Raw genomic sequence first — 21,721 nt, forward strand, 5'->3', positions numbered from 1 at the left:
GCGTGAGCGCCCCTGTCCTGTCCGTGCTGGCGATCCCCAGCCCGGACAACGGGGTCTGGCACCTCGGTCCGGTGCCGATCCGCGGCTACGCGCTGGCGATCATCCTCGGCATCGTCGCCGCGATCTGGATCGGCGAGCGCCGCTGGGTCGCCCGCGGCGGTCGTCCCGGCGAGGTCCAGGACCTCGCGATCTGGGCGGTGCCGTTCGGCCTGGTCGGCGCCCGGCTCTACCACGTGGCCACCGACCACAGCCTGTACTTCGGGGCGGGGGAGAACCCCTGGTCCGCGCTCTACGTGTGGCAGGGCGGGCTCGGTGTCTGGGGCGGGATCGCCGGCGGCATCCTCGGCCTCGCGATCGGCGCCCGGACGATGGGCATCCGGCTGGTGCCGCTGCTCGACGCGCTCGCCCCGGGCGTGCTGGTGGCGCAGGCGATCGGGCGCTGGGGCAACTGGTTCAACCAGGAGCTCTTCGGCAAGCCCACCGACCTGCCCTGGGCGCTCTCGGTCAGCGACACCACCGCGGTCAACGCCGGCTACCCGCCGGGCACGACGTTCCACCCGACGTTCCTCTACGAGAGCCTGTGGAACCTCGCGGCCTTCGCCCTGGTGATCTGGCTCGACCGCCGCCTGCGCCTGGGCCACGGCCGGGTGCTGGCGCTCTACGTGATGGCCTACACCGCCGGGCGTGCCTGGATCGAGATGCTGCGCATCGACTCCGTCGAGCTCGACGACGTCTTCGGCCTGCGGTTCAACGTGTGGACCTCGATCGTGCTGTTCGTCGCGGCGGCCATCTACTTCGCGATCAGCGCCCGCCGCCACCCCGGCCGCGAGGAGCAGGTCCGCACCCGCGAGCCGGCCCCCGTGACATGAGCCACTGAACACGGTCGACTCGTGTCCGTGACTTGCTGGTAATCTTTCCCTTCGCGCGTGGGCCAGTGCTGTCCCAAGCTCTTCATGCTTCTGCCGATCTGCCTGTCGTGCGCGCTCCCGGCCCTGCCGGTCGTCATGCAGGCACCGACGACGACGGGAGGATCCCGTGCCGTATCAGCACGCGTTCCCGCCGCCCCAAGGGCTGTACGACCCCACCAACGAGCACGACGCATGTGGTGTGGCATTCGTGGCAACCCTCACCGGGGTGGCCAGCCACAGGATCGTGCAGCAGGGCGTCACCGCACTGCTCAACCTCGACCACCGCGGCGCCGCCGGTGCCGAGCCCAACTCGGGTGACGGTGCCGGCATCTTGATCCAGGTCCCCGACGCGTTCCTGCGCGCGGTCACCGCCGAGCTCGGCATCGAGCTCCCCGGCGCCGGCCAGTACGCCGTGGGCACCGCGTTCCTGCCCGGCGACGTGGACCAGGTCGCCAAGACCCGCACCCAGGTCGAGGCGATCGCGGCCGAGGAGGGCCTCGACGTCCTCGGCTGGCGCGAGGTCCCGGTCGACCCGAGCTCGCTGGGCTCCACCGCCCGCGCGGTCATGCCGACGTTCTCCCAGCTCTTCGTCGCCGCCCGCGGCGCCCGCCTGAGCGGTCTGGCGCTGGAGCGTCTCGCGTTCTGCCTGCGCAAGCGCGCCGAGCGCGAGACTGACGTCTACTTCCCGTCGCTGTCCTCGCGCACGCTGGTCTACAAGGGCATGCTGACCCCGGTCCAGCTCGACGAGGTCTTCCCCGATCTGCGCGACGAGCGGATGGCCTCGGCGATCGCCGTGGTGCACTCCCGCTTCTCGACCAACACCTTCCCGAGCTGGCCGCTGTCGCACCCGTTCCGGTTCATCGCCCACAACGGCGAGATCAACACCGTGATGGGCAACCGCAACTGGATGCGGGCCCGCGAGGCGCTGCTCGCCTCCGACCTGATCCCCGGCGACCTGGAGCGGCTCTACCCGATCTGCACCCCGGGCGCCTCGGACTCCGCGTCGTTCGACGAGGTGCTCGAGCTGCTCCACCTCGGCGGCCGCTCGCTTCCGCACTCGGTGCTGATGATGATCCCCGAGGCGTGGGAGAAGCACGCCGAGATGGACGCCCGTCGCCGGGCGTTCTATGAGTTCCACTCCACGGTCATGGAGCCGTGGGACGGCCCCGCCTGCGTCGTGTTCACCGACGGCTCGCAGATCGGCGCCGTGCTGGACCGCAACGGCCTGCGCCCCTCGCGCTACTGGGTCACCGACGACGGCCTGGTCGTGCTCGCCTCCGAGGTCGGTGTCTTGGACATCGACCCCGCGAAGGTCGTGCGCAAGGGCCGCCTGCAGCCCGGCAAGATGTTCCTCGTCGACACCGAGGAGCACCGGATCGTCGAGGACGAGGAGATCAAGTCCGAGCTCGCCTCGGAGCACCCCTACGACGAGTGGCTGCACGCCGGCCTGATCCACCTCGACGACATCCCCGAGCGCGAGCACGTCGTGCACACCCACGCCTCGGTCACCCGTCGCCAGCAGGTCTTCGGCTACACCGAGGAGGAGCTGCGCATCCTGCTCACCCCGATGGCCAACACCGGTGCCGAGCCGATCGGCTCGATGGGCACCGACACCCCCATCGCGGCGCTGAGCGAGAAGCCGCGGCTGCTGTTCGACTACTTCAGCCAGCTCTTCGCCCAGGTCACGAACCCGCCGCTGGACGCCATCCGCGAGGAGCTCGTCACCTCGCTGAACGGCTCCATCGGCCCGGAGTCCAACCTGCTCGAGCCGACCCCCGCGTCGTGCCGCCAGGTCGTGCTGCCGTTCCCGGTCATCTCCAACGACGACCTCGCCAAGATCCGCCACATCAACCGTGACGGCGACATGCCCGGCTTCATCACCCACGTCTCCCGCGGCCTGTACGACGTGGAGGGCGGCGGCGCGGCGATGGCCGCGCGGATCGAGGAGATCTGCGCGGAAGTATCCGCGGCGATCGCCGATGGCGCCCGCATCATCGTGCTCTCGGACCGCCACTCGACCGCGGAGAAGGCGCCGATCCCGTCGCTGCTGCTCACCGGTGCGGTCCACCACCACCTGGTGCGCGAGAAGACCCGCACCCAGGTCGGCCTGCTCATCGAGGCCGGCGACGTGCGCGAGGTCCACCACGTGGCCCTGCTGGTCGGCTACGGCGCGGCCGCGGTGAACCCCTACCTCGCCATGGAGTCCGTCGAGGACCTGGCCCGCGAGGGCTACTACGTCAAGGCCGACCCCGAGGTCGCGGTCAAGAACCTGATCAACGCGCTCGGCAAGGGGGTGACCAAGGTGATGTCCAAGATGGGCGTCTCCACGGTGGCCTCCTACACCGGCGCGCAGATCTTCGAGGCGGTCGGGCTCGCCCAGTCGGTCGTCGACAAGTACTTCACCGGCACCGTCTCCAAGCTCGGCGGCATCGAGCTGGAGACGATCGCTGAGGAGGTGGCCCGCCGCCACGCCGCGGCGTACCCGAAGAACGGCATCGCGCCCGCGCACCGCGAGCTCGCGATCGGCGGGGAGTACCAGTGGCGCCGTGAGGGCGAGCCGCACCTGTTCGACCCCGAGACCGTCTTCCGCCTCCAGCACGCCACCCGCTCGGGTCGCTACGACGTGTTCAAGCAGTACACCTCCCGCGTGGACGAGCAGTCCGAGCGGCTGATGACGCTGCGCGGGCTGTTCCGGTTCAAGGACCCCGCCGAGACCGGTCGCCAGCCGATCCCGATCGAGGAGGTCGAGCCGGTCTCGGAGATCGTGAAGCGCTTCTCCACCGGCGCGATGTCGTACGGCTCCATCTCGCAGGAGGCCCACGAGACCCTCGCGATCGCGATGAACCGGCTGGGCGCGAAGTCCAACACCGGTGAGGGCGGCGAGGACCCCGAGCGTCTCTACGACCCCGAGCGCCGCAGCGCGATCAAGCAGGTCGCGTCGGGCCGCTTCGGTGTCACCTCGGAGTACCTCACCAACGCCGACGACATCCAGATCAAGATGGCGCAGGGCGCAAAGCCCGGCGAGGGCGGCCAGCTGCCAGGCCACAAGGTCTACCCGTGGGTGGCCAAGACCCGGCACTCCACGCCGGGCGTGGGCCTGATCAGCCCGCCGCCGCACCACGACATCTACTCGATCGAGGACCTGGCGCAGCTGATCCACGACCTCAAGAACGCCAACCCGCAGGCCCGCGTCCACGTGAAGCTGGTCTCCGAGGTCGGCGTCGGCACGGTCGCGACAGGCGTCTCCAAGGCGCACGCCGACGTGGTGCTCATCTCCGGCCACGACGGCGGCACCGGCGCCTCGCCGCTGACCTCGCTCAAGCACGCCGGTGGCCCCTGGGAGCTCGGCCTGGCCGAGACCCAGCAGACGCTGCTGCTCAACGGGCTGCGCGACCGGATCGTGGTGCAGGCCGACGGCCAGCTCAAGACCGGCCGTGACGTGGTCATCGCCGCCCTGCTGGGTGCCGAGGAGTTCGGCTTCGCCACCGCGCCGCTGGTGGTCTCCGGCTGCGTGATGATGCGGGTCTGCCACCTCGACACCTGCCCGGTGGGCGTCGCGACGCAGAACCCGGTGCTGCGCGAGCGCTACTCCGGCAAGGCCGAGTACGTCGTGAACTTCTTCGAGTACATCGCCGAGGAGGTCCGCGAGATCCTCGCCCAGCTCGGCTTCCGCACCCTCGACGAGGCCGTCGGCCGCGTCGGCGCGCTCGACGTCGAGCAGGCCGTGACCCACTGGAAGGCGCAGGGCCTGGACCTGACGCCGGTGCTGCACCTGCCCGAGCTCCCGGAGGGGGCCGCGCTGCGCAACACCACCACCCAGGACCACGGGCTGGAGAAGTCCCTCGATCTCACCGAGCTCGTGCCGCTGGCCCAGCCGGCGCTCGAGAACGGCGAGCCGGTCCGTGCCCAGGTGCAGATCCGCAACGTCAACCGCACCGTGGGCACGATCCTGGGCCACGAGGTGACCAAGCGCTACCGCGGCGAGGGGCTGCCCGACGGCACGATCGACATCACCTTCCTCGGCTCGGCCGGTCAGTCCTTCGGCGCGTTCGTGCCGAAGGGGATCACGCTGCGCCTGGAGGGCGACGCCAACGACTACGTCGGCAAGGGCCTCTCCGGTGGGCGGATCGTGATCCGCCCGGACCGCGCCGCGTCGTTCCGCGCCGAGGACCAGATCATCGCGGGCAACACGCTGGCCTACGGCGCGACCTCGGGTGAGATCTTCGTCCGCGGCGGCGCCGGCGAGCGCTTCGCCGTGCGCAACTCCGGTGCCCGCCTGGTCACCGAGGGCGTCGGTGACCACGCCTGCGAGTACATGACCGGCGGCCGCGTGGTGGTCCTCGGTCCGACCGGGCGCAACGTCGCGGCCGGCATGTCCGGCGGCGTCGCCTGGGTGCTGGACCTCGACGAGCGCCGGGTCAACGGTGAGCTGGTCGAGCTCGGCCCGGTCACCGGTCCCGCGGCCGCCGAGCTCGAGGAGCTCGTGCGCCGCCACGCCGAGGAGACCGGCTCGGCCGTCGCCGAGGCGCTGCTCGCCGACTGGGAGACGTCGCTGACCCGGTTCACCGAGGTCATGCCGCGCGACTACCGCATCGTCTTGGAGGCCAAGGCGAAGGCCGAGGCCTCGGGCCTCGACGAGAACGAGACCGCGAACGCGATGATGGAGGCCCTCCATGGCTGACCCGAAGGGGTTCTTGAAGACCTCCCGCGAGGTGGCCTCGCGCCGCCCCGTCGAGGAGCGGGTGCAGGACTGGAAGGAGGTCTACCCGGGAAGCGCCGGGCGGGCCCTCCTCCCGATCATCACCGAGCAGGCCGGGCGCTGCATGGACTGCGGCATCCCGTTCTGCCACAACGGCTGCCCGCTGGGGAACATCATCCCCGAGTGGAACGACCTGGTGTGGCGCGAGGACTGGGAGGGCGCGAGCGAGCGGCTGCACGCGACCAACAACTTCCCCGAGTTCACCGGCCGCCTCTGCCCGGCGCCCTGCGAGACCGCCTGCGTGCTCGGCATCAACCAGCCGGCGGTGACGATCAAGAACGTCGAGGTCACCATCGCCGACAAGGCGTGGGACGCCGGCTACGTGCGCCCGCAGCCGCCGGAGTGGCTCTCGGGCCGCACCGTCGCGGTCATCGGCTCGGGCCCCGCGGGCCTGGCCGCCGCGCAGCAGCTCACCCGGGCCGGGCACACCGTCGCGGTCTACGAGCGCGCGGACAAGGTCGGCGGGCTGATGCGCTACGGCATCCCCGAGTTCAAGATGGAGAAGCAGCACCTCGACCGACGCATCGACCAGATGCGCCGCGAGGGCACCGTCTTCCGTGCCGGCGTCGACGTCGGCGGCACGATCACCGGTGAGGAGCTCCGCTCGCGCTACGACGCGGTCGTGCTCGCCATCGGCGCGACCGTGCCGCGCGACCTGAGCGTCCCCGGGCGTGAGCTCGGCGGCATCCACCAGGCGATGGAGTTCCTGCCCCAGGCCAACCGCACGGCCGTCGGTGAGAACGTCGAGGGCCAGATCATGGCCACCGACAAGGACGTCGTCATCATCGGTGGCGGCGACACCGGCGCCGACTGCCTCGGCACCTCGATCCGCCAGGGCGCGCGCTCGGTCACGCAGCTGGAGATCATGCCCCAGCCGACCGAGGACCGTCCGGCGGGCCAGCCGTGGCCGACGTACCCGATGCTCTACCGGGTCTCCTCGGCCCACGAGGAGGGCGGCGAGCGGGTCTACTCGGTCTCCACCCAGGAGTTCCTCGGCGACGAGGACGGCAACGTCCGGGCGCTGCGCCTGATCGAGGTGCGCTTCGAGGGCGGCAAGCTGGTCGAGATCGAGGGCACCGAGCGCGAGATCCCGGCCCAGCTGGTGCTGTTCGCGATGGGCTTCCTCGGTCCGGAGAAGCCGGGCCTGGTCGAGCAGCTCGGGGTGGACCTGGACGAGCGGGGCAACGTCGTGCGCGACCTGTCCTACATGTCCTCGGTGCCGGGCGTGTTCGTGGCCGGTGACGCCGGTCGCGGCCAGTCGCTCATCGTCTGGGCGATCGCGGAGGGCCGCGCCGCGGCCGCCGCCGTGGACACCTTCCTGACCGGGTCCACGACCCTGCCGGCGCCCATCAAGCCGACCGAGCGTCCGCTGGTCGTCTGAGGCCGTACGACACCACTCCGGAGGCCAGGTCCCTGCTGCGGCGGGGCCTGGCCTCCGGCGTGTCCGGGCCTCTCCGCCGAATGTCAGCCCGGGCGTCGGGGCGGTAGGCTCGTGGCGTGCGTAGAGCCAAGATCGTTTGCACCCTGGGCCCCGCGACCGCGTCGCAACGTCGGATCCGCGAGCTCGTGTACGCGGGGATGGACGTCGCGCGCTTGAACATGAGCCACGGCAGCCACGCCGACCACGCCGAGTCCTACCGGATGGTCCGCGAGGCCGCCGACGCGAGCGGCCACGGCGTCGGCATCTTCGCCGACCTCCAGGGCCCCAAGATCCGCCTGGAGACCTTCGCCGACGGCCCCGTGGACCTGCACCGCGGTCAGGCCTGGACCATCACCACGCGTGACGTCCCCGGCGACGCCCAGGCCTGCGGCACGACGTACAAGGGCCTGCCCGGCGACGTCGCCCCCGGCGACCCGATCCTGATCGACGACGGCCGGGTGCGCCTGCGCGTCGTCGCGGTCGAGGACACCGATGTGCGCACCGAGGTGCTGGTCGGCGGACGGGTGAGCGACCACAAGGGCATCAACCTGCCCGGGGTCGCCGTCTCGGTGCCGGCCGTCTCGGAGAAGGACATCGAGGACCTGCGCTTCGCCCTGGAGCTCGGGGTCGACTTCATCGCGCTGAGCTTCGTGCGCGACGCCAAGGACGTCGAGGACGTCCGGGCGGTCATGGACGAGATGGGCATCCGGGTCCCGGTGATCGCCAAGATCGAGAAGCCCCAGGCCATCGAGAACCTCGACGAGATCATGACGGCCTTCGACGGCTTCATGGTCGCCCGCGGCGATCTCGGCGTGGAGTGCCCGCTGGAGGACGTGCCGTTCCTGCAGAAGCAGGTGATCGAGAAGGCGCGGCTCAACGCCAAGCCCGTCATCGTCGCCACCCAGATGCTCGACTCGATGATCAGCAACCCCGCGCCCACCCGTGCGGAGGCCTCGGACGTCGCGAACGCCGTGCTCGACGGCGCCGACGCCGTGATGCTCTCGGGTGAGACGAGCGTGGGGGAGTACCCCGTCCACACCGTCGAGACGATGTCGCGCATCATCACCGCGACCGAGCACTACGCGATGGCCGCGGACACCAGCGGCGTGATCCGCAAGATCCCGTGGGACCCGCACACCAAGGGCGGCGTGATCGCCAAGGCGGCCGTGGAGGTCGCGGAGCGGATCGGGGCCAAGTACCTCGTCGCCTTCACCCAGACCGGCGACTCGGCGCGCCGGCTCTCGCGCATGCGCCCCGACATCCCGCTGCTGGCCTTCACCCCCGAGGCACGGGTGCGCTCCCAGCTCGCCCTCACCTGGGGCATCGAGACCTTCCTGACCCACCCGGTGAACCACACCGACGAGATGGCGCCGCTCATCGACCGCACGCTGCTCGAGCTCGGCCGCGTCGAGGAAGGGGAGTTCGTGGTCATCATCGCGGGCGCCCCGCCCGGGGTCCCCGGCTCGACCAACGCGGTGCGCATCCACCGGATGGGTGACGCCCGCAACGGGGTGGCCTGGGCCTACCGCAACCCGCCCAGCGGCCTGGCCTGAGCTTCGGGGCCGGTCCCCCCACCACGACCAGACGACGAGGGAGCCGCGCGATCGCGCGGCTCCCTCGTCGTTCCTGCGCGTGTCGCCGCGCAGGTCTGTGGGTGCCGAGTGCGGGAGTCGAACCCGCACGCCCAGAGGGCAGCGCTTTTTGAGAGCGCCGTGTCTGCCATTCCACCAACCCGGCCCAGCGCCCACACGTTACCGGATCCACTCGGCCCGATAGCCTGTGGCCTGTGAGTCAATCAGCGTCATCGTCGCCCACCGCGGCACACACCCGCACCGTCGTCATCGCCGAGGACGAGGTCCTCATCCGCATGGACCTCGCCGAGATGCTCTCCGAGGAGGGCTACACCGTCGTCGGGCAGGCGGGCGACGGCCAGCGCGCCATCGAGCTGGTCGAGGAGCTGCGCCCCGACCTGGTGATCCTCGACGTCAAGATGCCGGTCCTCGACGGGATCGCCGCCGCCGAGCACATCGCCGGGCGCCGCATCGCCCCGGTCGTGATGCTCACGGCGTTCTCCCAGCGCGAGCTGGTCGAGCGTGCCCGGGACGCCGGTGCGATGGCGTACCTGGTCAAGCCGTTCTCGCAGAGCGACCTGGTGCCGGCGATCGAGATGGCGCTGAGCCGGTTCGCGGAGCTGACGCTGCTGGAGTCCCAGGTCGCCGACCTCTCGGACCGTCTCGAGACCCGCAAGGCCGTCGAGCGGGCCAAGGGCGTGCTCCAGGCCCAGCTGAAGCTCTCCGAGCCCGACGCCTTCCGCTGGATCCAGAAGACCGCGATGGACCTGCGGCTGTCGATGCGGCAGGTCGCGGACGGCGTCAACGAGCACGGTCCGAGCATCTCCCAGGGGTGACACGACGGCGCGGATCGTGCCGGAGACGCGGGTGCGGTGTGGGTCAGATCACGAATTGACAACGACGCGGCACCTTCCCGCTTCCTTTCCCCGCGTACCGGGCGGATCGGCACTAGGTTGCGGACCATCGAGAGTCGATACTTCGGGGTCCGCCGGTCCCCGGAGGTAGCCATTCCTCACGGAGGCCTCATGATCCGCTCCACTCGCGCACGTCGCGCGGCCGTCGCCCTGGCGGCGACCGCACTCGTCCTCACCGCCTGCGGCAGCGAGGACGACGACTCCGACAACAACGCAGCCGACGACACCGAGTCGTCGGCCCCCGCCGCCCAGGGCGACGGCGTCCTCAACATCGGCATGCTGCTTCCGCAGACCGGTGACCTCGCCTACCTCGGCCCGCCGGAGTTCGCGGGCGTCGAGCTCGCCATCCAGGAGATCAACGAAGCCGGGGGCGTGAACGGCAAGCCGGTCAAGTCCTCGCGCGCCGACTCCGGTGACGGCACCCCCGACATCGCCGGCGCGTCGGTCGACTCGCTCCTCGGTGACGGTGTCGACACCATCATCGGTGCGGCGGCGTCGGGCGTCTCGCTCAGCGTCATCGACAAGATCACCGGCGCCGGTGTGGTGCAGTTCTCCCCGGCCAACACGGCCGCGGCGTTCGACACCTACGACGACAACGGCCTGTACTTCCGCACCGCCCCCTCGGACCGCCTCCAGGGCCAGGTGCTGGCCAACATGGCAGTCGAGGACGGCTTCTCCAACGTCGCCGTCGTCGCCCGTCAGGACGCCTACGGCGAGGGTCTGGCCGAGCAGGTCGTCGAGACCCTCGAGGAGCAGGGCGCCACTGTGGCGTCCGACATCCTCTACGCCGCGGACGCCCAGAACTTCACGGCCGAGGTCAACGAGCTCGCGGCCGCCAAGCCCGACGCGATCGTCCTGGTGGCCTTCAATGAGACCACCAAGATCATCCCGCAGCTGATCTCGAAGGGCCTCGGCCCGCAGGACGTGCAGCTGTACTTCGTCGACGGCAACATGGCCGACTACTCCACGGAGAACTTCGACCTCACGGGCGTCAAGGGCACCTTCCCGGCGCCGGCCGAGGTCGACGAGGAGTTCAACAACAAGCTCAAGAGCATCGACAAGGGCCTCAAGGACTTCACCTACGGTCCGCAGTCCTACGACGCCACGATGCTGACCGCGCTCGCGGCCATCGCGGCCGGTGACGACTCCGGTGAGGCGATCGCCTCGGAGATCGTCAACGTCTCCAAGGACGGCGAGGCGTGCAGCACGTTCGCGGACTGCGTCGAGCTGCTCGAGGCCGGCGAGGACATCAACTACGAGGGCGTCTCCGGTCCCTCCGACCTCAACGACTCCGGCAGCCCGAGCGCTGCGACCATCGGCATCCAGGAGTACAAGGGCAACAAGTACTCCCAGATCGACTCGGTCTCCGGCGTCCTCGACTGATCAGTGTGACCTGCTGATCTGTTCCAGCACCCGCACATGCATCGGGCCCGACCTCCACGGAGGTCGGGCCCGATGTCGTTGCCCCAGGGGGCTGAGCTGGCTCAGGCCTGGGCGAGGGTGCCCAGGTAGAGCTCGATCACCTTCGGGTCGGTCGCCAGGTCGCGCCCGGATCCGGTGTAGGCGTTGCGGCCCTGGTCGAGCACGTAGCCGCGATCGCAGATCTCCAGGCAGCGGCGGGCGTTCTGCTCCACCATGACCACCGAGACGCCCGCCCGGTTGATCCGGCGGGTCTGCACGAACACCTCGTCCTGCATGACGGGGGACAGGCCCGCGGACGGCTCGTCGAGCAGCAGCACCGACGGGTTCATCATCAGCGCCCGGCCCATGGCGACCATCTGCCGCTCACCGCCCGAGAGCGAGCCCGCGCGCTGGCCGCGCCGGTCGCGCAGGGCGGGGAAGAGCTCGGCGACGAAGTCGAAGCGCTCCCGGAAGCTGCTCGGGCGCTGGAAGCACCCCATCTCCAGGTTCTCCTGGATGGTCAGCGTCGGGAACACGTTGTTCGACTGCGGCACGAAGCCGATGCCCTTGGAGACCAGCGAGTCGGCGCGCTCGTTGGTGATCGACTGACCGTGCAGCGTGACCGTGCCCGAGCCGATCTTCACCAGGCCGAACAGCGCCTTGAGCAACGTGGACTTGCCGGCGCCGTTCGGTCCGATGATGCCGACCAGCTCGCCCTCGTGGCAGTACAGGTCCGCGCCGTTGAGGATGTTGACGCCCGGCAGGTAGCCGGCGATCAGGTCGTCGGCGCGCAGCAGCGCGCCCTCGGCGCGGGCGAGGTGCTCGCGCCGCGCCGCGGCCGTCGCGTCCTCGCCGGCCGCGGTGGCGGGACCCGCCCCGGGGTCGGGCAGACCGGGGTCGGAGGTTGCGGGCGTTCCGGGATCAGCCATGCTCGTTCCCCTTCGGGTTCTCGTCGCGCCCGCCGGTCAGCTCGCTCTCGGCCTCGGCGAGGATCTCGTCCTCGGACGCGTCCAGCGAGACGTCGTGGTGGGCGCCCAGGTAGGCGTCGATGACGCGCGGGTCGCTCATCACGCTGTGCGGCGGCCCCTCGGCGATGATCCGGCCCTGGGCCATCACGATGACCCAGTCGGAGATGTCGCGGACCATGTCCATGTCGTGCTCGACGAAGAGCACGGTGCGGCCCTCGTCGCGCAGCGACTTCACGTGGCCCAGCAGGGACTGCTTCAGCGCCGGGTTCACCCCGGCCATCGGCTCATCGAGCATCACCAGGTCCGGGTCCGCCATCAGCGCGCGCGCCATCTCCAGCAGCTTGCGCTGACCGCCCGAGAGAGAGCCGGCGAAGTCCTCGCGCTTCTTGATGAGCAGGAAGCGCTCGAGCAGCGCGTCGGCCTTGCGGGTGTTCGCCTGCTCCTGGGCGCGCCACAGGAACGGGAACATCGCCTTGGCCAGCCGCTCGCCGCTCTGCCCGGTGGCTCCGGTGCGCATGTTCTCGATCACCGTGAGCTTGGAGAGCACCTTGGTGAGCTGGAAGGTGCGCACCATGCCCATCCGGGCGACCTTGTACGCCGGGACCCGGGCCAGGTCGTGGCCGCGGAAGGACCAGCTGCCCGAGTCGGGCTTGTCGAAGCCGGTCAGCAGGTTGAAGAAGGTGGTCTTGCCGGCGCCGTTGGGCCCGATCAGCGCCGTGATCGCGCCGCGCTGGATCTCGACGTGGTCGACGTCGACGGCCTTGAGCCCGCCGAACGTGCGGGTGACGCCGGTGGCCACCAGGATCGGGTCCGGCTTGCTCGCGCCGGGCTCGTGCTCCACCTCGGTGAACATGTGGGCGGCGCTCGACCGGGCGGTGGTGGCGCCGCCACCCGCACCCGGGGCGTCGTACGACGGGGTGGCGCCGGGCAGGCCGGCGTCCTCGAACTCGTTGTCAGCGGCCATCGATCGCCAGCTCCCTTCGGTCGCCGAAGATGCCTTGGGGTCGGTAGATCATGAGCAGCATCAGCGCGAGGCCCAGCACGATGAAGCGCATCAGCCCTGCCTGGTTCTGGTCCATGATCGCCTGCGGGATGACGTCGTTGGCAGCAGCCTGCCGGAAGAACGCGTCGAGGAAGTTGATCAGACCCCAGAAGATCAGCGCACCGGCCACGGGGCCGAAGACCCGCGCGGCGCCGCCGAGCAGCAGGATCGTGTAGGCGAAGAACGTCGTGTCGGTCGCGTAGTCGGTGGGGATCACCGCGGCCTTGCCGAGTCCGTAGATGTACCCGGCGAAGGCGCCGAAGATGCCGCCGATCACGAGCGACTGCATCTTGTAGGCGTAGACGTTCTTGCCGAGGCTGCGTACGGCGTCCTCGTCCTCGCGGATCGCCTTGAGCACGCGGCCCCACGGGCTGCGCATCAGCGCCCACACGATGAGGCAGCAGATCGCGACCAGGATCCAGCCGACGGTCATCACCCAGAAGTCGTTGGGGCTCCAGGTCACGCTGCCGATGCTGACGCTGGAGGAGTAGGGGTTCAGCTCGCGGAAGTCGCCCACGAAGCTGTTCAGGCCGTCCTGGCCGCCGAACCACTCCAGCAGGGTCACCGATCCGGCCGTCTGCCGGATCATCTCGGCGGCCGCGATCGTCACGATCGCGAGGTAGTCGGCCCGCAGCCGCAGGGTGGGGATGCCGAGCAGGAGGGCGAGCACCGCGGCGAGCACGATGCCGATGGCGATGCCCGCCCACAGGGACAGGCCCCAGGTGGCGACGGCGGAGGCCATCGCGTAGCCGCCGATCGCCATGAAGCCGGCCTGGCCGAAGTTGAGCAGTCCGGTGTAGCCGAAGTGCACGTTGAGGCCGATGGCGGCCAGACAGTAGACGATCGCGAGCGGGCCGAACGCCTGCTGCACCGTCGTGGTCAGGATGGTGCCGAAGTCCACGGGTTCTCCTAGCCGATGCGCTGGGCCCGGCCGAGCAGACCCTGGGGACGGATGAGCAGGACGATGATGAGGACGGCGAGCGCGCCGACGTACTTGAGCTCGGCGGGCACGAAGAGCGTGGAGACCTCGACGAAGATGCCGATCACGAAGGCGCCGATCATCGCGCCCCAGATGGTGCCGAGGCCACCGAGCACGACCGCCGCGAAGATCAGCAGGAGCAGCTTGAAGCCGATCTGGAAGTCGAAGCCCTGGGTGACGCCGAGGAGCGCCCCGGACATGGAGGCCAGGGCGACGCCGACGGTCCACACCAGCGCGATCACCCGCTGCACGTTGATGCCCGAGGAGGCCGCGAGGCCCGGGTTGTCGGCGACCGCGCGGGTGGCCTTGCCCATCCGGGTCATCTGGATCAGCAGCGAGACCGCGACCAGGACCACCAGGCCGGCCACCACGACGATCATGTCGCGCGGGGTGACGAGCAGCGGCCCGATCTCCCAGGGGGTGCTGGCGGAGTACTGGCTGTAGTTGTGGTTCGAGCCGCCCGCGATGTACTGGTAGACGCTGCGCAGGAAGATCGACAGACCGATGCTGACGATCATCATCGCGATGACGCCGGTGCCGCGGATGCGCAGCGGGCGCCACAGGGCGCGGTCGTTGAGGTAGCCGAACAGGCCGCCCGCGACGAACGCGACGACCACGCCGACGATGACGGTGACGTCCCAGCCGGTCCCGGGGATCGTGATCGCGCCCGGGAGCAGGTCGATGCCCCAGGCGACCAGGGCGCCGAAGGTGACCAGCTCGCCGTGGGCGAAGTTGGTGAGCCCGGTCGTGCCGAAGATCATCGACAGACCCAGGGCCGCCATCGCCAGGCAGACCGAGAACACCAGGCCGCCGACGGCGAGCTGGAGGCCCCGGGTGAACTTGCCGGCGGACTCCGGGAGCGCGTCACCGATCGGGAACGTGACCGTCTGGTCGCTGGTGGTGTCGAAGTTGACGGTGAGCTCCACCTGGTCGGGGTTCCGCAGGTCCGAGCCCTCGGGGAGGGTGTCCTCGTCGATGCGGATGGTGAAGTCCTTGCCGAGGTTCGACAGCGGCTCGCCGGGCAGCGCCACGTCGAAGACGCCGCTCTCGTTGGTCTCGACGGTCTCGATCGTCTCGCCCGCGGCGTCCACGACCGTCACCGTCACGCCGGGGACCGGAGCCGGGGGGTCCTCGCGCTGGTCGCGCAGGCAGCCCTTGAGGTGGATCTCGGGGTCGTCGTTCGGTTGGAACTGACAAGCGGCGGGCTCTTCGGCCGCCCGAGCAGGCGAGGCGCCGGCTCCCAGGAGCAGGACCATCAGCGCGACCAGCAGTGCGCCGGTCACCGCCGCGACCTGCGTGACTCGGGTGTGCATGTGCCTCCTGGGCCGGGGACGCGGGGAGCGTCGCGTGTGCGGGACGGTGTGGACGCACGGCCGGGCACGGGCCAGCGGCCCACATCCGGTGTGAGGGGCCCCACCTTAGGGGGATCCGTGTGACACGCGGCGCATTCCCCGGCAACAACAAGATCACGATCGGTGATCGGCTCGTGACCTGGCTCACCCGGATCGGTTCCGCGCGCGGGTGCTGCGCGCGTTCCCGCGCAATTGCTGGGAAAAGCACCCGCGCGCCGCCGGGGCCGGTGCTTTTCTGAGCAATTGCGCCGAAAAACACCTCCCCCGGGCCACCGCGCCCCGACCGCGGCCGAGGAGCACCCGCGCCGGTCAGGAGAACGCGGCGACCAGGCTCACGAGCAGCGGCGCGATGACGAGCGCGGGCAGCAGATCGGCGACGGGGACCTCGCGGATGCGCAGCAGGCGCAGCGCGATGCCGATCAGCAGCAGCCCGCCCACCCCGCCCACCGCGGCGAGGTGTGCCTCGGGCAGCACGTCGCCCAGGCCGAGACCCACCAGCGTGAGCGTGCCCTGCACGACCAGCACGGTGAGCGCGCTGGCCGCGACGCCCCAGCCGAACGACGCGGCGAACGCGATCGCGGCGAAGCCGTCCAGGGCGGACTTCAAGATCAGCTGGTCGGCGCCGGCGCCGAGGCCGTCGTTGAGGGAGCCCAGGATCGTCAGCGGGCCCGTGCAGAACAGCAGCGAGGCGGCGACGAAGCCCTGGACGAAGCGCTGTCGCTCGGCGCTCCCGGCCTCGCCGGAGAGCCGGCGCTGGAGGAAGCCGCCCAGCGCCTCCACCCGCTGCTCGAGGCGCAGCAGACTGCCCACGATCCCACCCAGCAGGACTGCGCCCAGGACGATCAGCAGCGGTGCACTGCTCCCGACCTCCGCCTCGAGGGCGGGGGAGAGCACGTCGGCGGCCGTGGTGGCGGCGATCAGCAGGGTGACCAGCCCGAGCCCGTCGGTGACCGCGTCGCGGGTGCGCTGCGGCAGCCGGTTGCCGAGCAGGACGCCGAGCAGCGAGCCGACCAGCACCGCGACGACGTTGACGGCCGTGCCTGTCCCTGGGATCACCCGACGCACCTCTCCTCATCGACCGGGTCGCCCGCCCCTGCGTCCGCACTGGTGTGACTTGGGTGAGCCGGACTGACGCCGAGGCCGGGCTGAGCGTAGTCTCACCTCCCGGAGGAGGCCTGTACGGGGACTTCGGCCTCCCGACACCCCGAGCCCGGAAGGCGTAGGAACGTTGAGCCGTACCCTCGTGTCCCTACGCGCCGCCACCTCCGGTGACGCGCCGTTCCTCGCCACCCTCTGGCGTGACTCGCTGCGCCGCGGCGACTACGCCGAGCAGGTCGCCGACGTCGAGGCGGTGATCGCCCGGGCCGCGGACTCCGCCACCATGCGGGTGCTGCTGGCCGAGTACGACGGCCACCCGGCGGGCGCGGTCTGCCTGCGCGTCACCACCAAGTCCATGATCAACCTCGAGCCGGCCGTGCAGGCGCAGTCCCCGCACGTGCTGCCCGAGTTCCGCCGCCACGGCGTGGGCCGCCAGCTGATGGAGGCCGCCGTGTCGTACGCCGAGGAGCTGGGCATCGCGCACCTGATGACCGCGGCCGCCTCGGGCTCACGCGACGGCAACCGGTTCATGGCGCGCCTGGCCCTGGGCCCGCAGGCGGTGCTGCGCATCGCCCCGACCCAGGTCGTGCGGGCCAAGCTCAACGCCCAGCGTCCGGCCGCCCAGCGCCCGGGTCGTCAGCTGGGCACCGTCCTGGCGGCGCGCCGCTCGATGCGCCGCTCCCACCCGCCGGTGCCGCAGGACGGCTAGGACCGGCAAGGACCGGCTAGGACTGGCGTGCGGTGCCCAGGCCGACGCGGTCCAGGGGGACCAGCGCGCAGGTGATCCGCGAGGTGCAGACCCGCTTGCCGCGCTCGTCGGTGAGCACCACGTCGTAGGACGCCGAGGTGCGCCCGAGGTGGATGGCGGTCGCCGTACCGGTGATCACGCCGCTGGTCGCCGAGCGGTGGTGGGTGGCGTTGATGTCCACGCCGACCGGCGCCCGGTCGGGGTAGCCGTGCAGGCCCGCGCCGATGGAGCCGAGGCTCTCGGCGAGCACCACCGAGGCGCCGCCGTGCAGCAGGCCGTAGGGCTGGGTGTTGCCCTCGACCGGCATCGTCGCCACGACGCGCTCTGCGGAGAGCTCGAGGAGCTCGATGCCCATCTTCTCGTTCAGGGCGCCCATGCCGTGGGGCATGCTCGCGATGTAGTCCTCGACGCTCGGGACGGTGCTCTGGTGGCTCTCGGCGCTCATGCGCTGCATTGTTGCCGACGACCGGAGCGTCGGTGCCGCCGGATAGAGTCAGGCGGGTGCCTGAGCCGATCACCCCGCGCCTGCTCCTCCTCGACGGCCACTCGCTGGCCTACCGCGCGTTCTTCGCGCTGCCGGTCGAGAACTTCTCCACCACGACCGGACAGCACACCAACGCCGTCTACGGCTTCACCTCGATGCTCATCAACGTCCTGCGCGACGAGCAGCCCACCCACGTCGGGGTGGCCTTCGACGTCTCGCGCCAGACCTTCCGCCTCGCGGAGTACGCCGAGTACAAGGCCAAGCGCGCCAAGACGCCCTCGGAGTTCGGCAGCCAGCTGCCGCTCATCGAGGAGGTCCTCGCCGCCCTGCGGATCCCGTTCCTGAAGAAGGACGGCTACGAGGCCGACGACATCATCGCCACGCTCACCACCCAGGCGCTCGCCGAGGGCATGGAGGTGCTGATCCTCACCGGCGACCGCGACGCCCTCCAGCTGGTGACCGACCGCTCCACGGTGCTCTACCCGATGCGCGGCGTCTCCGACCTGGCCCGGATGACTCCGGCGGCCGTCGAGGCGAAGTACGGCGTGCCCCCGCAGCGCTACCCCGAGCTGGCCGCGATCGTGGGGGAGACCTCCGACAACCTCCCCGGTGTCCCCGGGGTCGGGCAGGGCTTCGCCGCGAAGTGGATCAACACCTACGACGGCCTCGACAACGTCATCACCCACGCCGACAAGATCACCGGCAAGAAGGGCGAGGCGCTGCGCGCCCACCTCGGCGACGTGATCCGCAACCGCCACCTCAACGCCCTGGTCCGCGACCTCGAGCTCGACCTCGGGCCGGCCGACCTCGCGCTGCGGCCGTGGGACCGCCACGAGGTGCACACGCTCTTCGACGGCCTGGAGTTCCGGGTGCTGCGCGACCGCCTCTTCGAGACGCTCAGCTCGGAGGAGGAGATCGACGAGGCCGGGTTCGAGGTCGCGATGAGCCGCCCGGGCGCCGGCGAGGTCGGTGCGTGGCTGGCCGAGCACGCCTCCTCCGGCGCGCGCGTCGGCGTGGAGGTCCAGGGCCGGTGGGGCGCCGGCACCGGCGACGTCGACTCGATCGCGCTCGCCACCCCCGACGGCGCGGCCTGGTTCGCGGTCGCCGACCTCGACACCGCCGACACCTCGGCCCTCGCCGGCTGGCTGGCCGACGCCGCGCAGCCCAAGGTCCTGCACGACGCGAAGGGGCCCATGCAGGCGCTCGCCGCGTTCGGGATGCCGCTGGCCGGGCTGGCCCGCGACACCGCGATCTCGGCGTACCTCGCCCGTCCCGACCAGCGCTCCTACGACCTGGCCGACCTGACCGTGCGCTACCTCAAGCGCGAGCTGCGCCAAGGCAGCGCCGACGAGGGCCAGCTCAGCCTCGACGGTCTCGACGACGGCTCGGCGGGCGAGCTGGAGATGCTGCGCGCGAGCGCTGTCCTCGACCTCGCCGCCGCCCTCGACGAGGACCTGGAGGAGCGCGGCGGCACCCGGCTGCTCGAGGACATCGAGCTGCCGCTGGTCCACCTGCTCGGCGCCATGGAGCGCACCGGCATCGCCGTGGACGCCGACCACCTCGAGGCGCTGCAGGAGCACTTCGGTGAGGAGGTCCGCCGCGCCGCGGACGAGGCGTACGCCGTGATCGGCAAGGAGATCAACCTCGGCTCGCCCAAGCAGCTGCAGGTGGTGCTGTTCGACGAGCTGGGGATGCCCAAGACCAAGCGCACCAAGACCGGCTACACCACCGACGCCGACGCGCTGCAGTCGCTCTACGTCAAGACCGAGCACCCGTTCCTGCTCCACCTGCTGCGCCACCGCGACGTCATCCGGCTGCGCCAGACCATCGAGGGACTGCTCAAGACCGTCGCCCCCGACGGGCGCATCCACACGACGTTCAACCAGACCATCGCCGCGACCGGCCGGCTCTCCAGCACCGAGCCCAACCTGCAGAACATCCCGGTGCGCACCGAGGAGGGCCGGCGCATCCGTGAGGGCTTCGTGGTCGGCGAGGGCTATGAGTCGCTGATGACGGCCGACTACAGCCAGATCGAGATGCGGATCATGGCCCACCTCTCCGGTGATGAGCTCCTGATCGAGGCGTTCCGCTCCGGGCAGGACTTCCACTCGATGACCGCCGCCCGGGTCTTCGGCGTCCCGGCCGACGAGGTCAGCCCCGAGCAGCGCGCCAAGATCAAGGCGATGAACTACGGCCTGGCCTACGGGCTGTCCGCGTTCGGGCTCAGCCAGCAGCTCGGGATCGAGCCGGCCGAGGCGCGCGGGCTGATGGAGGAGTACTTCCTCACCTTCGGTGGCATCCGCGACTACCTCGGCGGCGTGGTCGACGAGGCCCGGCGCACCGGGTTCACCGAGACCATCAAGGGCCGTCGCCGCTACCTGCCGGACCTGACCAGCGACAACCGCCAGCGCCGCGAGATGGCCGAGCGGATGGCGCTCAACGCGCCGATCCAGGGCTCGGCCGCCGACCTGATCAAGATCGCGATGCTCGAGGTCGACGCCGCGATCGCCGAGGCCGGGCTGCGCTCGCGGCTGCTGCTCCAGGTCCACGACGAGCTCGTGCTCGAGGTCGCGCCGGGGGAGTGCGAGGAGCTCGAGGCCCTGGTGCGCCGCCACATGGGCGCCGCGGCCGACCTCAGCGTGCCCCTCGACGTCTCGGTCGGCACCGGTCGCAGCTGGCACGAGGCCGCGCACTAGGCACGGCTAGGGCGAGGGGGCGGGCGCCTCGGCGGGGCGCTCGTCCTCGCCGCCGACGCGGCTCATCCGCCACAGGCTCAGCGAGAGCAGCGCCACCAGCAGCACCGCGTCGACGCTGATCACTGTCACGATCAGGCTGTCGAGGCTGTCCGCGCGCAGGGAGAGCACGACCAGCACGGCGACGGCCAGCCAGATGAGGTACGCCGAGCGGGTGCCCTGGCGCGCGAGCACCGAGTAGACCAGCAGCTGCAGCATCGCCATCAGCGAGCCCAGCACGGCGAACGCCCAGAGGCGGCCCTCCACGTCGGCGTACTTCTCCCCGCCCACGAAGACCATCGCCACGCCGGAGAGCAGCACGGCACCGAGCACCGCGCAGACCGCCAGGACGATCATCAGGCCGAGGCTGCGCAGCAGGGCGAGTCGGCGCTGCCCGGCGGTCGACATCGACGGGAACGCGAGCACGACCACGAACTGCGGCAGGAAGAGCACGACCTTGGCCAGGATCAGGCCACTGGCGTAGAGACCGGCGTCGTGGGAGTCCAGGGCGTTGCGGGCCACCACGATGTCGGTGTTGGACAGCACGTAGAAGGCCAGCAGCGCCACCGAGCTGCGCGTGGCCTCGGCCAGCACGGGGCGCAGGCTGTTGGCGGCGGAGTGCTCGCCGGGTTCGCGGGGCCGGCGCAGCACGAGCCGGCCCACGACCACGGGGACGAACAGGGCGAGCGCGACGCCGAGCATCGCACCGGCCTCGGTCGGGCGGGCCAGCATGCAGACCGAGCCGATCGTGATCCGGCTCAGGCCCATGGCGAGGTAGAGGGCGCCGAGCGCGCCCCAGCGGCGCTCGCCCTGCAGGATCCCGGCCTGTCCGCCCTGGACGGTCAGCGGTACGGCGGCGATCGCGAGCAGGATCGCCGGGGTGATGGTGTCCAGGCGCAGCACGTGCCAGATCACCGGCGACACCAGCAGCATCAGCACCCCGAGCCCCAGCGCCGCACGGTAGGTCACCGCCAGCACCACGCGCTCGATCTGGCCCACGTGCTCAGGCGTTGCGGAGATCCGACGTGCCGCCGTGGCCTGGAGCCCCAGCTGGAGGACCGCCACCACGAGGAGCACGGCCATCAGGCTGGCGACCCCGCCGTACTGGTCGGGGCCCAGCAGACGCGCCGCGACCATCTGGAAGGCATAGGTCGAGACGTTCATGACCACGATCGCGACGGCGATGCCCGCCGTCCCGCGCAGCAGCCCGCGCAGGCCGCCCGCGCGCCCCGACGTGCTCGTGCCCTGGGTCGTCGTCATCCGGCGAGCCTAGACAGTCGCGACACACCGCGACGCGGGTGGCCGGGTTGGACATAGAGTGGCGCCGCCATGGAACGGACCGCTG

The 21,721-nt window shown here is 70.9% G+C and carries 15 protein-coding genes and 1 tRNA gene; 8 read left to right on the forward strand and 8 right to left on the reverse strand.

Translation table 11 applies throughout. The features are described 5' to 3' along the window. Window positions 1–2: 2 nt before the first annotated feature. The 4 genes from lgt (at window position 3) to pyk (ending at window position 8,640) form a co-directional block, all read left to right on the forward strand. A complete protein-coding gene (lgt, locus tag GFH29_RS07870) occupies window positions 3–869 on the forward strand; it encodes a prolipoprotein diacylglyceryl transferase (protein ID WP_228387835.1) in 867 nt (288 codons plus the stop codon). Between the two features lie 166 nt (window positions 870–1,035). Continuing rightward, window positions 1,036–5,589: a glutamate synthase large subunit gene (gene gltB / locus GFH29_RS07875; RefSeq protein WP_153322819.1), complete on the forward strand. Its 4,554-nt coding sequence runs from the start codon at window positions 1,036–1,038 to the stop codon at window positions 5,587–5,589. Then, a complete protein-coding gene (locus tag GFH29_RS07880; RefSeq protein WP_153322820.1) occupies window positions 5,582–7,048 on the forward strand; it encodes a glutamate synthase subunit beta in 1,467 nt (488 codons plus the stop codon). Before gltB ends, GFH29_RS07880 begins: the two co-directional genes overlap by 8 nt. Before the next feature lie 116 nt (window positions 7,049–7,164). Further along, window positions 7,165–8,640, forward strand: coding sequence for a pyruvate kinase (gene pyk / locus GFH29_RS07885; protein ID WP_153322821.1), 1,476 nt, complete (start codon window positions 7,165–7,167; stop codon window positions 8,638–8,640). A gap of 102 nt (window positions 8,641–8,742) precedes the next feature. Here the strand turns inward: pyk and GFH29_RS07890 are convergent. After that, window positions 8,743–8,824: transfer RNA gene (locus GFH29_RS07890), tRNA-Leu, on the reverse strand. A 49-nt stretch (window positions 8,825–8,873) separates the two neighbouring features. Between GFH29_RS07890 and GFH29_RS07895 the strand changes: the two genes are divergently transcribed. Together GFH29_RS07895 and GFH29_RS07900 are read left to right on the forward strand one after the other, a co-directional pair. Beyond that, window positions 8,874–9,494 carry an ANTAR domain-containing response regulator gene (locus GFH29_RS07895; protein ID WP_228387836.1) on the forward strand — a complete coding sequence of 207 codons (621 nt, stop codon included), beginning with the start codon at window positions 8,874–8,876 and terminating at the stop codon, window positions 9,492–9,494. A 189-nt stretch (window positions 9,495–9,683) separates the two neighbouring features. After that, window positions 9,684–10,955 (forward strand): ABC transporter substrate-binding protein, encoded by a 1,272-nt coding sequence (locus tag GFH29_RS07900; RefSeq protein ID WP_153322823.1) that lies wholly within the window; start codon window positions 9,684–9,686, stop codon window positions 10,953–10,955. Window positions 10,956–11,056: 101 nt separating this feature from the next. Here the strand turns inward: GFH29_RS07900 and GFH29_RS07905 are convergent, their stop codons facing one another. The 5 genes from GFH29_RS07905 to GFH29_RS07925 form a co-directional block, all read right to left on the reverse strand. Further along, window positions 11,057–11,902, reverse strand: coding sequence for an ABC transporter ATP-binding protein (locus tag GFH29_RS07905; RefSeq protein ID WP_153322824.1), 846 nt, complete (start codon window positions 11,900–11,902; stop codon window positions 11,057–11,059). Next, on the reverse strand, window positions 11,895–12,905 hold the full coding sequence (locus tag GFH29_RS07910) for an ABC transporter ATP-binding protein (protein WP_153322825.1): 1,011 nt from the start codon (window positions 12,903–12,905) through the stop codon (window positions 11,895–11,897). Before GFH29_RS07910 ends, GFH29_RS07905 begins: the two co-directional genes overlap by 8 nt. Further along, window positions 12,895–13,884 (reverse strand): branched-chain amino acid ABC transporter permease, encoded by a 990-nt coding sequence (locus GFH29_RS07915; RefSeq protein WP_153322826.1) that lies wholly within the window; start codon window positions 13,882–13,884, stop codon window positions 12,895–12,897. Before GFH29_RS07915 ends, GFH29_RS07910 begins: the two co-directional genes overlap by 11 nt. 8 nt (window positions 13,885–13,892) lie before the next feature. After that, the gene (locus GFH29_RS07920; protein WP_153322827.1) at window positions 13,893–15,275 is read right to left on the reverse strand and encodes a branched-chain amino acid ABC transporter permease; all 1,383 of its coding nucleotides are present in this window, start codon (window positions 15,273–15,275) and stop codon (window positions 13,893–13,895) included. Window positions 15,276–15,623: 348 nt separating this feature from the next. Continuing rightward, window positions 15,624–16,370 carry a DUF554 domain-containing protein gene (locus GFH29_RS07925; protein WP_194289583.1) on the reverse strand — a complete coding sequence of 249 codons (747 nt, stop codon included), beginning with the start codon at window positions 16,368–16,370 and terminating at the stop codon, window positions 15,624–15,626. Window positions 16,371–16,542: 172 nt separating this feature from the next. Between GFH29_RS07925 and GFH29_RS07930 the strand changes: the two genes are divergently transcribed. Beyond that, window positions 16,543–17,121: a GNAT family N-acetyltransferase gene (locus tag GFH29_RS07930; protein ID WP_153337498.1), complete on the forward strand. Its 579-nt coding sequence runs from the start codon at window positions 16,543–16,545 to the stop codon at window positions 17,119–17,121. Between the two features lie 16 nt (window positions 17,122–17,137). On the opposite strand, the gene GFH29_RS07935 is transcribed toward GFH29_RS07930, so the two are convergent. After that, the gene (locus GFH29_RS07935) at window positions 17,138–17,605 is read right to left on the reverse strand and encodes a PaaI family thioesterase (RefSeq protein ID WP_153322829.1); all 468 of its coding nucleotides are present in this window, start codon (window positions 17,603–17,605) and stop codon (window positions 17,138–17,140) included. Between the two features lie 56 nt (window positions 17,606–17,661). Between GFH29_RS07935 and polA the strand changes: the two genes are divergently transcribed. Continuing rightward, the gene (gene polA, locus GFH29_RS07940) at window positions 17,662–20,340 is read left to right on the forward strand and encodes a DNA polymerase I (protein ID WP_153322830.1); all 2,679 of its coding nucleotides are present in this window, start codon (window positions 17,662–17,664) and stop codon (window positions 20,338–20,340) included. A gap of 6 nt (window positions 20,341–20,346) precedes the next feature. Here polA and GFH29_RS07945 read toward each other — a convergent pair whose 3' ends face one another. Beyond that, the gene (locus GFH29_RS07945; protein ID WP_194289004.1) at window positions 20,347–21,636 is read right to left on the reverse strand and encodes a lipopolysaccharide biosynthesis protein; all 1,290 of its coding nucleotides are present in this window, start codon (window positions 21,634–21,636) and stop codon (window positions 20,347–20,349) included. Window positions 21,637–21,721: the final 85 nt, after the last annotated feature.

The sequence above is a fragment of the Nocardioides sp. dk884 genome, assembly GCF_009557055.1.
In the GTDB taxonomy this organism is placed as follows: domain Bacteria; phylum Actinomycetota; class Actinomycetes; order Propionibacteriales; family Nocardioidaceae; genus Nocardioides.

Coding starts and splice junctions, on each gene's coding strand:
- GFH29_RS07910 (WP_153322825.1), bottom strand. CDS start 12,905: ATGGCCGCTGACAACGAGTTCGAGGACGCCGGCCTGCCCGGCGCCACC.
- GFH29_RS07880 (WP_153322820.1), top strand. CDS start 5,582: ATGGCTGACCCGAAGGGGTTCTTGAAGACCTCCCGCGAGGTGGCCTCG.
- GFH29_RS07905 (WP_153322824.1), bottom strand. CDS start 11,902: ATGGCTGATCCCGGAACGCCCGCAACCTCCGACCCCGGTCTGCCCGAC.
- GFH29_RS07900 (WP_153322823.1), top strand. CDS start 9,684: ATGATCCGCTCCACTCGCGCACGTCGCGCGGCCGTCGCCCTGGCGGCG.
- GFH29_RS07920 (WP_153322827.1), bottom strand. CDS start 15,275: ATGCACACCCGAGTCACGCAGGTCGCGGCGGTGACCGGCGCACTGCTG.
- GFH29_RS07945 (WP_194289004.1), bottom strand. CDS start 21,636: ATGACGACGACCCAGGGCACGAGCACGTCGGGGCGCGCGGGCGGCCTG.
- GFH29_RS07935 (WP_153322829.1), bottom strand. CDS start 17,605: ATGAGCGCCGAGAGCCACCAGAGCACCGTCCCGAGCGTCGAGGACTAC.